This window comes from Streptomyces sp. NRRL S-350 (assembly GCF_000719705.1).
Classification (GTDB): Bacteria; Actinomycetota; Actinomycetes; order Streptomycetales; family Streptomycetaceae; genus Kitasatospora.
Genome location: NZ_JOHO01000031.1, coordinates 63125 through 75381 on the forward strand (window position 1 = coordinate 63125; position 12257 = coordinate 75381).

Below are 12257 nucleotides of genomic sequence, written 5' to 3' on the forward strand. Positions count from 1 at the left end.
GAGGATCACGATGGAAGCCCGGCCACCCGCCGGACCCGGCCCGATCGGAGCGCGATGAGCGACCAGCACAACGTCGTCCTGCTGACCTTCCCCGACGCCGTCGGCTGGCAACCGGCCTTCGACGAGGCCCAGCACCTGCCCGGCCTGCGGGTGGCGGCCGCGCTGGAACGCAGTGCCGACGGACTGCTGGCGGTCAAGGACACCTTCACCCGGGGCGCGGGCGTGGCCACCGTCGGATCGGGACTGGTGGGCGGGCTGGTGGGGCTGCTCGGCGGGCCGGTCGGCGTGCTGCTGGGCTTCGCGGCGGGTGCTGCGCTCGGCAACGCGGCGGAGGAGCACCTGGCGTCGGAGACCGGCGCCGCGCTGATCGTGCTCTCGACCCGGGTGCCGGACGGCGGCGCGCTGCTCGTCCTGGAGGTCCGCGAGGCCTCGCCCGGGCCGGCCGACGAACTGGCCGCCCGCCACGGCGCGAAGGTCGAGCGGATCGATGCCGACACCTTCACCGAACAGGTCCGGGCGGCGGAGGAGAAGGCCGAGAAGCAGAAGGCGGCGGAGGACCAGGCGGCGCAGGCGGCGAAACCGGCGGAGTAGGCGGCGGAACAGGCGGAAAGGACGGACAGGGCGGAGCGGGCGGACAGGGCGGAGCGGGCGGAGCAGCCGGCCGACGAGCAGCCCGGCAAGCCCTGGCCCTCCCGGCATCCGGCACGGCACCCGCACCGCTCCCGTCCCGCCGAGCCGCGGACCCTGCCGCACGCAAGCCCCGCCCGCGGCGACCTCCGCTCCCCGTCCGGCGGGCCGGGCGCGGTGTCATCCGTGCGGGGTAGTCGCCGGATGTACCGGCCGCAGCCACTCGCGGGGCTGTCCCCCGGGGTGCCCGGGCCCCACAATGTCCCGGTGATCAACCATCCGACGGTGCGACGGTTACGCGCGGCACTGCACCCGGCCGAGGGTCCGGGCGCCGCGCCGCCGCCCCGGCCGACCCGGCGCGCCCAGGCCTTCGACGCGGCCCTGGCCCTCCTCCTCGCACTCGTCGGCGGCCGCTACGCCGTCCTCGCGGACGACCCGCGGACGCCCACCGTGCTCTGGCTGCTGCCACTGGTGCCGCTCGTGCCGCTGCCGCTGGCGCTGCGCCGCCGTTTCCCGCTGACGGTGCTGTGGGCGGTGTTGCCGGCCGCGCTGCTGGTCCGCCACCAGTCGCAGGACATCGCGTACTCGGCAGGCCTGGTGGTGATCGTCGCCGCGTACAGCGCCGCCGCCTACGGGCGCCGCCGCACGGCCCTGCTGTTCGGCCTGCCGGCTGCGACCGCCGGGCTGGTGGTGCTCTTCTCCGAGGCCAAGCTGCCGCACTTCCCCAACGGGGTGATCGCCGTGCTGGTCCTGGTGCCGGTGTTCGCGGTCGCCTACGAGCTGCGGATGTGGCGCCGCCGGGCGGACGAGGGGCGCGAGCGGCTCTCCGCCCTGGAGCGCGAGCAGCTGGCCGCGCTGGACCGCGCGGTGGAGCTCGAACGGGCTCGCATCGCCCGGGAGTTGCACGACGTCGTCACCCACAACGTGAGCATGATGACGATCCAGGCCGGGGCGGCCCGCAAGATCCTGGACAGCGCCCCGGGCAGGGCCCGCGAGGCGATGGCCGCGGTGGAGTCCGGCGGGCGGGCAGCGATGACCGAACTACGGCACGTCATGGGGTTGTTGACGATCGACTCGGAGGGCGGTGGCGATCCGGCCGCCGACGCCGAGCTCAGCCCCCAGCCCGGCCTCGGCCGCCTGGACGCCCTGGTCGAGGGCGTCCGGCGGGCCGGGCTGCCGGTCGAACTCGCCGTCCGGGGTGAGCGCCGCGCCGTCCCGCCCGGGGTCGAACTGGCCGCCTACCGGGTGGTGCAGGAAGCCCTGACCAACACCGTCAAGCACGCGGCCGGCGCCGCCGCCGAGGTCACCGTCGAGTACGCCCCCGCCCACCTGAGGGTGGAGGTCGCCGATACCGGCGGCCGGCCCACCGGCGCCGCCGCCACCGGAAAGGGCCGCGGCCTGCTCGGCCTGCGCGAACGCCTCGCCGTCTACGGCGGCACCCTGCACACCGGCCCCCGGCCTCGCGGCGGTTACCGCGTCACGGCCCTGATCCCGCTGGAGAGTTCATGACTGCGCAACCCCTGCGGGTGGTGGTCGCCGACGACCAGGCCCTGGTCCGCACCGGCTTCCGGCTGATCCTGGAGTCGGAGGGGATCGAGGTGGTGGGCGAGGCCGAGGACGGCGAGCAGGCCGTCGCCGCCGTCCGCCGGACCGGACCGGACGTCGTCCTGATGGACATCCGGATGCCCGGCCTGGACGGGCTGGAGGCCACCCGCCGCATCCTCGCCGCCCCGGCGCAGGAACCGCCGCGGATCATCATGCTGACCACCTTCGACCTCGACCACTACGTCTACGCGGCGATGGCCGCCGGCGCGAGCGGCTTCCTGCTCAAGGACGTCACCCCGGAGCACCTGGCCGCCGCCGTCCGGCTGGTCCGCACGGGGGACGCGCTGCTGGCCCCGGCCATCACCCGCCGCCTGGTCGAGCGCTTCGCCCGCCCGGACACCCCGACGGCCGCCGCGCCGCACCGGGAGCTGGGCACGCTCACCCCGCGCGAGCTGGAGGTGACGGCGCTGCTCGCGCGCGGCCTCAGCAACGCCGAACTCGCCGCCGGGCTGCAGCTGTCCGAGGCGACGGTGAAGACGCACGTGGCCCGGATCCTCGGCAAGCTGGGCCTGCGGGACCGGGCCCAGGTGGTGGTCGCGGCGTACGAGACGGGGCTGGTCAGCGTGGGGTCCGCCGACCGGCGGCGGTGACGGGCGGGCCGTGGCGGCGGCCGGTGACGGCCGGCGCGGACGCACCGCGGGAGCCCGGGGAGATGCCCCCGGGCTCCCGCGGCCGGTCACCGGTACGGACCGTACGGCGCCGGAGCGGGCCGGTACGGACCGGCGCCTGTCAGACGAGGTCGAAGCGGTCCGCGTTCATGACCTTGACCCAGGCCGCGACGAAGTCCGCGACGAACTTCTCCTTGGCGTCGTCGCTCGCGTACACCTCGGCGACGGCCCGCAGTTCGGCGTTCGAGCCGAATACCAGGTCGGCCCGGGTGCCGGTCCACTTGACCCGGCCCTCGGCGTCCCGCGCCTCGAAGGTGTGCGAGTCCTCCGAGGTGGCGGTCCAACGGGTGTCCAGGTCCAGCAGGTTGACGAAGAAGTCGTTCGTCAGCACGCCGACCGTCTCGGTGAACACGCCGTGCGCCGACTGGCCGTGGTTGGCGCCCAGGACGCGCAGGCCGCCGACCAGCACGGTCAGCTCCGGGGCGCTCAGGCCCAGCAGGTTCGCCTTGTCGAGCAGCAGGTGCTCGGCCGGCAGCCGGTTGCCCTTGCCGACCCAGTTGCGGAAGCCGTCCGCCTTGGGCTCCAGTGCGGCGAAGGACTCGGTGTCGGTGAGCTCCTGCGACGCGTCCACCCGGCCGGGCGCGAACGGCACCTCGACGGCGAGGCCGGCCGCCCTGGCCGCCTGCTCGACGCCGACGCCGCCGGCCAGCACCACCACGTCGGCCAGCGAGACCTGCTTGTCGCCGGCCTGCGCGTTGAACTCCTGCTGCACGCCCTCCAGGGTGCGCAGCACCGACGCCAGCCGGTCGGGCTCGTTGACCTCCCAGCCGATCTGCGGCTGCAGCCGGATCCGGGCGCCGTTGGCGCCGCCGCGCTTGTCGCTGGAGCGGAAGGTGGAGGCCGACGCCCAGGCGGTGGAGACCAGCTCGGCCACCGACAGGCCGGTGGCGTTGATCCGGCGCTTGAGGTCGGCGACGTCGGCCGGCTCGACCTGCTCGTACGAGACCTGCGGCAGCGGGTCCTGCCAGAGCAGCTGCTCGGTGGGGACCTCGGGGCCGCGGTAGCGGACGATCGGGCCCATGTCGCGGTGGGTCAGCTTGTACCAGGCGCGGGCGAAGGCGTCCGCGAACTCGTGCGGGTTCTCCAGGAAGCGCCGGGAGATCGGCTCGTAGACCGGGTCGAAGCGCAGCGACAGGTCGGTGGTGAGCATGATCGGCACGTGGCGCTTGGCCGGGTCGTGGGCGTCGGGGACGGTGCCCTCGCCGGCGCCGTCCTTCGGCTTCCACTGGTGGGCGCCGGCCGGGCTCTTGGTGAGCTCCCACTCGTAGCCGAACAGCGTCTCGAAGAAGCTGTTGTCCCAGGTGATCGGGGTCGGGGTCCAGGCGCCTTCGAGGCCGCTGGTGATCGCGTCGCCGCCCACGCCGGTGCCGAAGGCGCTCTTCCAGCCGAGGCCCTGCTGCTCCATCGGGGCGCCCTCGGGCTCCGGGCCGACGTTGTCCGCCGGGCCGGCGCCGTGGGTCTTGCCGAAGGTGTGGCCGCCGGCGATCAGCGCGACGGTCTCCTCGTCGTTCATCGCCATCCGGTAGAACGTCTCGCGGATGTCGCGGGCGGCGGCGATCGGGTCCGGGTTGCCGTTGGGGCCCTCGGGGTTGACGTAGATCAGGCCCATCTGGACGGCGGCCAGCGGGCTCTCCAGCTCGCGGTCGCCGGTGTAGCGCTGGTCGGCGAGCCAGGTGGTCTCGGGGCCCCAGTAGACGTCCTCGTCGGGCTCCCACTCGTCCACCCGGCCGCCGCCGAAGCCGAAGGTGCGGAAGCCCATCTCCTCCAGGGCGACGTTGCCGGCCAGGACGATCAGGTCGGCCCAGGACAGGCTGCGGCCGTACTTCTTCTTCACCGGCCACAGCAGGCGGCGGGCCTTGTCCAGGCTCGCGTTGTCGGGCCAGCTGTTCAGCGGGGCGAAGCGCTGCTGGCCGCCGCCGGCGCCGCCGCGGCCGTCGCTGATCCGGTAGGTGCCGGCGCTGTGCCAGGCCATGCGGATCATGAAGGGGCCGTAGTTGCCGTAGTCGGCCGGCCACCAGTCCTGGGAGGTCGTGAGGACCTCCTGGATGTCCCGCTTCACGGCGGGGAGGTCGAGCGAGTCGAAGGCCGCCGCGTAGTCGAACTCCGCGCCGAGCGGGTTGGCGACGGCGGGGTTCTTGGCAAGGATCTTCAGATTGAGCCGTTCCGGCCACCACTGGCGGTTCCCGCCGCCCTGGGTGGGGTGCGGCGCACGCCCGTGGTTCACCGGGCAGCCCTCCGCCTTCGCCTCTACGCCGGTTGCATCGTGGATGTCAGACATGGGAATCCTTCCCTCACAAGGCGGATCACGGTGTCTTTCTAGCTACCTTCGGCACCAACTGGCGCTGTCTGGAGCCGCATGCCACGTGTTGCTGCTGCGTCGTGCAACAACGGGAGCCACGTGCTGCTGCTACCCAGGCTAGCGCCGGAGCCGATCCTACGATGGACGGAATCCAAGTCAAGAAAGACACCAAACCCATATCCCATCGGGATCCGGACGGCACAGGATGTGCATTGGTAAACTCCGGTCCTCCCCTTGACCTGAATAGGTGAACCGATATGAGTGACCTGCTGGAGCGGCTGCGCGGGCGCGGCTGGCGCCTGACCTCCCAGCGGAGAGTCGTGGCCGAGGTCCTGGACGGCGAACACGTGCACCTGACCGCGGACGAGGTGCACGCCCGGGCGGCGGACCGCCTCCCGGAGATCTCCCGCGCCACGGTCTACAACACCCTCGGCGAGCTGGTCACCCTCGGCGAGGTCGTCGAGGTCTCCACCGACGGGCGCGCCAAGCGCTACGACCCCAACGCCCACCACCCGCACCAGCACCTGGTCTGCACCGGCTGCGGCACCATCCGCGACGTCCACCCCCACGGCAACCCGCTCGCCGACCTCCCGGCGGAGCAGCGCTACGGATTCACCGTCTCGCAGGCCGAGGTCACCTACCGGGGGCTCTGCCCGGCCTGCGCGGGCTGAGCCCCCGGTACGGCCGGCGGCGTCACGCCCGGCGGGCAGAGGCTGCGAGCCGGTCGGCCAGCGCGACGACGAGGTCGCGCAGTTCGTCCGGCCGCTCGATGACGAACGGCCGGTCGAGCGAGGCGAGCAGCGGAGGCAGCCAGTCCAGCCGCTCCGCCCGCAACTCGACGCGGAGCCAACGCTCGGCGTGCGGGCCGGCGCCCTGCGCGGCCGCGGGCTCCGCCCCCGGCCCGGGGCCCTCCGGGCTCCCGGGTGCCGCCGGGCTCCGGGGTTCCGCCGGGCTGCCGGTCTCCTCCACCGTGGCGAGGTCGGCGGGTAGGCGGGCGCGGACCTGTTCGACCGTCCCGTGGATCCGCAGCGTCACCTCGTGCCGGTGGGCCGCCGTGGCCAGCCCGGACAGGACGCGCTGCACCGGATCGAGCCCGGCGGGCGGCTCGAACGAGCCCGGCAGGGCCCGCGCGTCCGCGATCCGGTCGAGCCGGAAGGTCCGGTCCTCGCCGATCCCGGGATCGGCGCCGGTGACGTACCACCGGCCCAGGTGCGTGACGATGCCGTACGGGTGCAGCGTGCGTTCGCTCCGTCGGCCGTCCCGGCCGGTGTACCTGATCGAGACCGGGCGGTGGTGGCGCACCGCGTCGGCGACGGCGAGCAGGACGCCCGTCTCCGGGGTGGCCGACTCGCGCGGCGCGGCCGTGAAGGCGAGGGACTCCATGACGGCGTCGAGGCGGTGCGCGAGCCGTTGGGGCAGCGCCCGGCGGATCTTGGCCGCCGCCGTCTCGCCCGCGGTCGCGGCCGCCGTCAGCAGCCCCGTCCGGCGGGCCGCGGCGAGGCCGAGCAGCACGGCCAGCGCCTCGTCGTCGTTGAGCATGAGCGGCGGCAGGCGGTACCCGGGGGCCAGCCGGTAGCCGCCGTAGCGGCCGCGGACCGCCTCGACGGGGATGTCGAGGTCGACCAGGTGGTCCACGTAGCGCCGCACGGTACGCCCGTCGACGCCGAGCCGGGCGGCGAGTTCGGCCACCGTTCTGATCCCGCCCGACTGCAGCAGTTCCAGGAGGGCGAGCACGCGGCCGGTGGGTCGAGGCATGGCCCCGAGCCTAGCGGTGATACCGGACCGGTTCTGTCCACTATCTGCTCTAGCGTCCGGGTGCGACGCCGGACAACGGCGCCACCCACCCGAGCACGGAGAGCACCATGGACCTCGTTTCGATCCGGATCATCACCGGCGACATCGCCCGCCTCGTCGGCTTCTACGAGCAGGCCACCGGCGTGCGGGCGCACTGGTCCACCGAGGACTTCGCCGAACTGCGGACCCCCTGCGGAACCCTCGCGATCGGCAGCACCCGCACCGTGGCCCTGTTCGCGCCCGGCTGCGCCCGGCCGGCCGAGAACAGCAGCGTGATCATCGAGTTCCTGGTCGCCGACGTCGACGGCGTCCACCGGAACCTGGCCGGTTCCGCCGCCGACTTCGTCACCGAGCCCACCACCATGCCCTGGGGCAACCGCTCGCTCCTGCTCCGCGACCCCGACGGCAACCTCGTCAACTTCTTCACCCCCGTCACCCCGGCGGCCATCGAGAGGTTCGCCCGCTGACGGCTCCGGGACGACGCCACCGGCCGGAGACCGGCCGGGCGGGCGGCGGGGCGGGCGGCGGGGCACCGGAACGGCATTCGGTCCGTCACGAGCCGGGCCGCGCCCCGCGGCGGGGACGACCGGACGCCCGTCGACACCGGCAGCTGCTCCCCCGCCGGATCGGCCGCCCACCCGCACAGCCGGGCGAACCGAGGCCGGGTCGGGGAGAGCCGCCCCGACCGGGAATCGGAACGATCACCGCGTGGTTGGGCCAAGGCGACGGGTCAGTGCGGCACGCCACGACGAGGGGATTCCCATGAAGATCGGCATCATCGGCGCAGGAAACATCGGCGGCAACCTGACGCGACGGCTGACCGCGCTCGGGCACGAGGTCTCGGTGGCCAACTCGCGCGGCCCGGAGACGCTGAAGGCCCTGGTCGAGGAGACCGGCGCGAAGGCGGTCACGGTCGCCGAGGCGGCGCGGGGCGCGCAGGTCGTCGTCGTCACCGTTCCGCTGAAGAACGTGCCGGACCTGCCCGCCGGTCTGTTCGACGAGGCCGCCGACGGGGTGGCCGTGATCGACACCGGCAACTACTACCCGAAGGAGCGCGACGGCCGGATCGACGCGATCGAGGACGGCGGCCTCACCGAGAGCCGGTGGACGGAGCAGCACCTGGGCCACCCGGTGGTGAAGGTGTTCAACGGCACGTACGCGCAGGACCTGCTGGAGCGTCCGCTCCCGGCGGGCGACCCGGAGCGGATCGCCGTACCGGTCGCGGGGGACGACGAGGCGGCCAAGCGCGTCGTCCGGGACCTGGTCGACGAGTTGGGCTTCGACACGGTGGACGCGGGCGGCATCGACGACTCCTGGCGCCAGCAGCCGGCCACCCCGGTGTACGGGCTGCGGGCCGGCGTCGAGGCCGTGACCCGGGCGCTCGCGGAGGCGCCCCCGGAGCGCCCGGCGGCCCACCGGGCCTGACGGCGCGGCTCAGCCCAGTCGGCGCGCCCCCTCGGGCGGGACGGCCGTGAGGGTGTGCGGCTCGGCGCACCCGGCGGCCCGGAAGGCGGCGGCGACGTGCGCGGCGACGCGCCCGGCCGCCGCCGGTCATCCGCGCGCCGTCGGCGCCGGCGGCCACGACGGCCTCGACGGCGAGGCCGGTCTCCGTGCAGGAGACCAGGTAGTCGTCGCGCAGTGAGGCCTGCCCGGCGGTGAGGATCGGTCCGAGGGCGGCGAGGTCGCCGGCGTCCAGGTGGGCGACGGCGGCCTCGACCGGCGCGTTCTCGGGGAAGCAGGCGGTGAGCGGGTCACGGCGAACGCCCGCCCTCCCCACGCCGCCAGGACCCGGACGCGAGGAGGGCGGGCTGCGGAAGCCGTTCCGTCATCCGGCCAGGACGACCGGCGTGCCCGCCAGGTCCACGCCCGCCCGGCCGAGTTCCCCGAGCGCGGCGTCCGTGGTGTCGGCCGCGACGCCCGCCGTGTAGTCCAGCAGGACACGGGTGGTGAACCCGGCCTTGACGGCGTCCAGCGCGGTGGCCTTCACGCAGTGGTCGGTGGCGATGCCGACCACGTCCACCGCGTCGACGCCCTGGTCGCGCAGCCAGTCCGCCATCGGCGTGCCCTCGGCGGTGAAACCCTCGAAGCCGCTCTTGGACGCCGAGTGCGCGCCCTTGTAGAACACCTCGTCCACGGCGCCGGCCTCGACGGCCGGGGCGAACAGCGGGTGGAACTCGCCGCCCTCGCTGCCCGCCACGCAGTGCACCGGGAAGGAGTCACGGAAGTCCGGGTCCGGCGAGAAGTGACCGCCCGGGTCGACGTGGTGGTCCCGGGTCGCGACCACCCGGCTCCACCCGTTGCGCTCGGGCCCCTGGACGAGGTCCGCGATCGCCCGCGCCCGGTCGGCGCCACCTCCGACCGGGACGCTTCCGCCCTCGCAGAAGTCCTTCTGTACGTCCACCACGATCAGCGCACGGGTCATCGGCCGGCCTTTCCTCGGAAGTGCGGGATCTGCGCCGCCCAGCTTGGCGCGCCCGTCGGGCGTGGACGAAGGATCCCGGCGGCCGTTCACCCGGACGGCTCCGCCACCGGGCGGAGTCGGCATTCGCCCCGCCCGACCTCACGTGCGTGGGAAGTCGGCCGAGCCGACTTCCCACGCACCACCGCCCCTCCCCTTCTTCGTCCCCCTCGTCCCCTCAGCGGCCGACCTCGCGCAGGCGGAAGTCCTCGACCGTCTCCCTGCGGATCAGCAGCCGGGCCCGGCCGTCGCGCACGGCGACGACCGCCGGACGTCCCACCAGGTTGTAGCCGGACGCCATCGACAGCTGGTAGGCGCCGGCCGCAGGAACCGCCAGCAGGCCCCCCGGGCGCAGATCGGCGGGCAGGGCGACGCCCCTGACGAGCACGTCCCCGGCTTCGCAGTGGCGGCCGACCACGTCCGCCCGCATCGCGCCCGCCCCCGGGCGACGGCCGACCAGCCGCGCACTGTACGGCGATCCGTACAGCGCCGGGCGCGGGTTGTCGCTCATCCCGCCGTCCACCGCGACGAAGCAGTGACCGTCGGCCCCGCGCTTCACCGACAGCACCCGGTACACCGCCACCGCCGCCGGTCCGGCGATCGCGCGGCCGGGCTCGACCAGCAGGCGCGGCACCTCCAGGCCCGCCTCCGCGCAGCGCACCGCCAGCCGGTCGGCCACCCGGACGGCGAACTCGGCGAGGTCGAACTCGGCGTCCTCGGGGAGGTAGCGGATGCCGTGGCCGCCGCCGAGGTCCAGTTCGTCCAGTTCCACGCCGTGCCGTTCCCGCACCTCGGCGAGCAGCCGCACCAGCGCGTCCACCGCCCGCAGATACGGCTCGACTTCGGTGATCTGCGAGCCCAAGTGGCAGTGCAGACCGGCCAGTTCGAGGCCCGACTGGTCGAGCACCCGGGCGATCGCGTCGGCCGCCTCACCGCCCCGGACGGGGAAGCCGAACTTCTGCCCACCGACGCCGGTCCGCACCGCCGCGTGGTGCCCGGCCGCGATCCCCGGGACCACCCGGACCAGCACCCGCTGCGGCGCGTCGGCGGCCACCAGCGCGGCCAGCCGCGCGATCTCCGCCGGGCCGTCGATGACGATCCGCCCGACCCGCAGCCGCCGCGCCAACCGCAGCTCCTCCGGGGACTTCGCGTTGCCGTGCAGCAGGATCCGCCGTGCCGGGAACCCGGCGGCGACCGCCAGCCGCAGTTCACCCGCCGAGCAGACGTCCAGCCCCAGGCCCTCGTCGGCCACCCAGTCGGCCATCGCACTGCACAGGAACGCCTTGGCCGCGTACAGCACCTCGGCGTGCGGCAGCGCCCGCCGGTACGCCCGGGCGCGGGCGCGGACCTCGCCCTCGTCCAGCACGTACAGCGGGGTGCCGAACCGCTCGGCGGCCTCGGCCAGCCCCACCCCGCCGACCAGCAGATCGGCTCCCCGCCCGGGCCGGGCCGAGGCCGGCCAGGGGCTGCCGAGCGCGTCGGCTGCGGCGGGGACGGGGGCGGGGGCCGGGGCTGCGGCGGGGTCGCCGGTCGCGGGTGATGGGGCGGTGAGCCGGGTCATGGTGGCGCTCCTCGGATTCAGTCTTCGAAGTGCATCGCGATGCGGCAGTGGGCGGGGCGGCCGCGGTCGTGGGCGCCCGCGGGTACGGGTACGGGTACGGCCGCGGGTCCGGGTTCGGGTTCGGGGACGACGGCCAAGCGCCCCGGGGCCGTCCGCACCGGCGGTCCCGGGGCCGCCGGGCGGTCGTCCAGCCGGCCGGCCCGTCGTAGCGGCGACTCGACGGCGAGGGCGGTGTCGGTCATGGCGGGATCCCTTCGAGTGGTGGCCGTACGGCCGTTCACCTCCAGTGGAGGCCCTTCGCGCACCGGCCGCACCCGCCCTTGACGCAGGCCCTACGCCCGGTCCGCCGTCCCTGACGCCCTCCTGACGGCGGGGCGGCCGCGTGATCCAGTTCGCGCCGGGCTGCCACCGGGGCCGGGACGGCACCGGGCCTCCGCCGAGGACCGTCGCGGTGTGCGCGGCCGTCAGAAGATCGTCAAGACGGGTGCGGCCGCCGTCATGGTGGCGTCAGCGCCGGTACGGAGGGGGCCGTTCCGGGGTTCACTGGAGGCATCCGATGCGAGGAGCAGCGCCCCGGCGAACCCCCACCCGGCAGACCACCGGACAGACCACCGGAGCGAATCCGGAGAGACGGAGGCGAACGGCCATGACCGGGACCACCCGAGTGATCGTCGGCCTGAGCGGATCACTGAGCAGTCTGGCCGCCCTCTATCACGCCGTCGGCGAGGCGGCCCGGCACCAGGCGGTGCTGGTGCCCGTCGCGGCCTGGACGGCCGACGGCCGGGAGGGTCCGCGCCCGCGCCGCGAACCGGAGCAGGCCGCCCGTCGACGCCTCGACATCGCCTTCGAGCAGGCCTACGGCGGCTACCCGTCCGGCCTGGTCATCCACCCGCTGGTGGTCGACGCCGCCCCCGGGCCCGCGCTGGTCGGCGCCGTCACCGGCCCGGCGGACCTGCTCGTCCTCGGCGCCGCCACCCGCCGCCGCTTCGACCGGCTGCGGCACGGCTCCGTCGCCCGGTACTGCCGCCACCGGGCCGGCTGCCGCGTGGTCGAGGTTTCCCCCTCGGCCCTCCTCACCCGCCTCGAACTCCCCGCCCGCACCGGCGCCCCGCTGCCGCTCCTGGCCCGCTGACGCCCGGCCGCCGTTCCGGGGCCTCCGCCTGCGTCTCCACGCCGATGCGTGGCGGCGCAGGCGTTCGTCGTCCGGTGGCATCGTCGTGCCCCAACGCCCCCAACCCCCCAACC

At 74.9% G+C, this 12257-nt stretch carries 12 protein-coding genes; 7 read left to right on the top strand and 5 right to left on the bottom strand.

What is annotated here, in order from left to right:
• Nucleotides 1–54: 54 nt before the first annotated feature.
• From IF30_RS41990 to IF30_RS0125285, 3 genes are all read left to right on the top strand, one after another.
• Nucleotides 55–591 carry a hypothetical protein gene (locus IF30_RS41990; RefSeq protein WP_051711106.1) on the top strand — a complete coding sequence of 179 codons (537 nt, stop codon included), beginning with the start codon at nt 55–57 and terminating at the stop codon, nt 589–591.
• 303 nt (nt 592–894) lie between these two features.
• Complete coding sequence (locus IF30_RS0125280) at nt 895–2136, top strand: sensor histidine kinase (protein ID WP_234322835.1); 1242 nt, start codon at nt 895–897, stop codon at nt 2134–2136.
• Nucleotides 2133–2822, top strand: a complete 690-nt coding sequence (locus IF30_RS0125285; RefSeq protein ID WP_030242614.1) for a response regulator — start codon at nt 2133–2135, stop codon at nt 2820–2822. The genes IF30_RS0125280 and IF30_RS0125285 overlap by 4 nt, the downstream gene beginning before the upstream one ends.
• Nucleotides 2823–2961: 139 nt before the next feature.
• Here the strand turns inward: IF30_RS0125285 and katG are convergent, their stop codons facing one another.
• On the bottom strand, nt 2962–5178 hold the full coding sequence (katG, locus tag IF30_RS0125290) for a catalase/peroxidase HPI (protein ID WP_030242617.1): 2217 nt from the start codon (nt 5176–5178) through the stop codon (nt 2962–2964).
• Nucleotides 5179–5456: 278 nt separating this feature from the next.
• On the opposite strand from katG, the gene IF30_RS0125295 reads away from it, so the two are divergent.
• The gene (locus IF30_RS0125295; protein ID WP_030242618.1) at nt 5457–5870 is read left to right on the top strand and encodes a Fur family transcriptional regulator; all 414 of its coding nucleotides are present in this window, start codon (nt 5457–5459) and stop codon (nt 5868–5870) included.
• Between the two features lie 22 nt (nt 5871–5892).
• Here the strand turns inward: IF30_RS0125295 and IF30_RS0125300 are convergent, their stop codons facing one another.
• Entirely contained in the window at nt 5893–6954 is a 1062-nt protein-coding gene (locus tag IF30_RS0125300) for a helix-turn-helix transcriptional regulator (RefSeq protein ID WP_030242620.1), read from the bottom strand.
• 107 nt (nt 6955–7061) lie between these two features.
• On the opposite strand from IF30_RS0125300, the gene IF30_RS0125305 reads away from it, so the two are divergent.
• Together IF30_RS0125305 and IF30_RS0125310 are read left to right on the top strand one after the other, a co-directional pair.
• Nucleotides 7062–7460, top strand: coding sequence for a VOC family protein (locus IF30_RS0125305; RefSeq protein ID WP_030242622.1), 399 nt, complete (start codon nt 7062–7064; stop codon nt 7458–7460).
• A gap of 295 nt (nt 7461–7755) precedes the next feature.
• A complete protein-coding gene (locus IF30_RS0125310) occupies nt 7756–8418 on the top strand; it encodes an NADPH-dependent F420 reductase (protein ID WP_030242623.1) in 663 nt (220 codons plus the stop codon).
• 400 nt (nt 8419–8818) lie between these two features.
• Here the strand turns inward: IF30_RS0125310 and IF30_RS0125315 are convergent, their stop codons facing one another.
• The 3 genes from IF30_RS0125315 to IF30_RS0125325 all read right to left on the bottom strand — a co-directional run bounded on the left by IF30_RS0125315 (nt 8819) and on the right by IF30_RS0125325 (nt 11254).
• Complete coding sequence (locus tag IF30_RS0125315; protein ID WP_030242625.1) at nt 8819–9415, bottom strand: isochorismatase family protein; 597 nt, start codon at nt 9413–9415, stop codon at nt 8819–8821.
• A gap of 214 nt (nt 9416–9629) precedes the next feature.
• Entirely contained in the window at nt 9630–11012 is a 1383-nt protein-coding gene (lysA, locus tag IF30_RS0125320; RefSeq protein WP_037901150.1) for a diaminopimelate decarboxylase, read from the bottom strand.
• Between the two features lie 17 nt (nt 11013–11029).
• Nucleotides 11030–11254: a hypothetical protein gene (locus IF30_RS0125325; protein ID WP_030242628.1), complete on the bottom strand. Its 225-nt coding sequence runs from the start codon at nt 11252–11254 to the stop codon at nt 11030–11032.
• Between the two features lie 404 nt (nt 11255–11658).
• On the opposite strand from IF30_RS0125325, the gene IF30_RS0125330 reads away from it, so the two are divergent.
• Nucleotides 11659–12144: a universal stress protein gene (locus IF30_RS0125330; protein ID WP_037901152.1), complete on the top strand. Its 486-nt coding sequence runs from the start codon at nt 11659–11661 to the stop codon at nt 12142–12144.
• The last annotated feature ends 113 nt before the right edge of the window (nt 12145–12257 follow it).

What these genes read in the sequence shown, in the direction of transcription:
- IF30_RS41990 (WP_051711106.1), top strand. Translation starts at nt 55, where the DNA reads ATGAGCGACCAGCACAACGTCGTCCTGCTGACCTTCCCCGACGCCGTC.
- IF30_RS0125285 (WP_030242614.1), top strand. Translation starts at nt 2,133, where the DNA reads ATGACTGCGCAACCCCTGCGGGTGGTGGTCGCCGACGACCAGGCCCTG.
- katG (WP_030242617.1), bottom strand. Translation starts at nt 5,178, where the DNA reads ATGTCTGACATCCACGATGCAACCGGCGTAGAGGCGAAGGCGGAGGGC.
- IF30_RS0125295 (WP_030242618.1), top strand. Translation starts at nt 5,457, where the DNA reads ATGAGTGACCTGCTGGAGCGGCTGCGCGGGCGCGGCTGGCGCCTGACC.
- IF30_RS0125300 (WP_030242620.1), bottom strand. Translation starts at nt 6,954, where the DNA reads ATGCCTCGACCCACCGGCCGCGTGCTCGCCCTCCTGGAACTGCTGCAG.
- IF30_RS0125305 (WP_030242622.1), top strand. Translation starts at nt 7,062, where the DNA reads ATGGACCTCGTTTCGATCCGGATCATCACCGGCGACATCGCCCGCCTC.
- IF30_RS0125310 (WP_030242623.1), top strand. Translation starts at nt 7,756, where the DNA reads ATGAAGATCGGCATCATCGGCGCAGGAAACATCGGCGGCAACCTGACG.
- IF30_RS0125315 (WP_030242625.1), bottom strand. Translation starts at nt 9,415, where the DNA reads ATGACCCGTGCGCTGATCGTGGTGGACGTACAGAAGGACTTCTGCGAG.
- lysA (WP_037901150.1), bottom strand. Translation starts at nt 11,012, where the DNA reads ATGACCCGGCTCACCGCCCCATCACCCGCGACCGGCGACCCCGCCGCA.
- IF30_RS0125325 (WP_030242628.1), bottom strand. Translation starts at nt 11,254, where the DNA reads ATGACCGACACCGCCCTCGCCGTCGAGTCGCCGCTACGACGGGCCGGC.
- IF30_RS0125330 (WP_037901152.1), top strand. Translation starts at nt 11,659, where the DNA reads ATGACCGGGACCACCCGAGTGATCGTCGGCCTGAGCGGATCACTGAGC.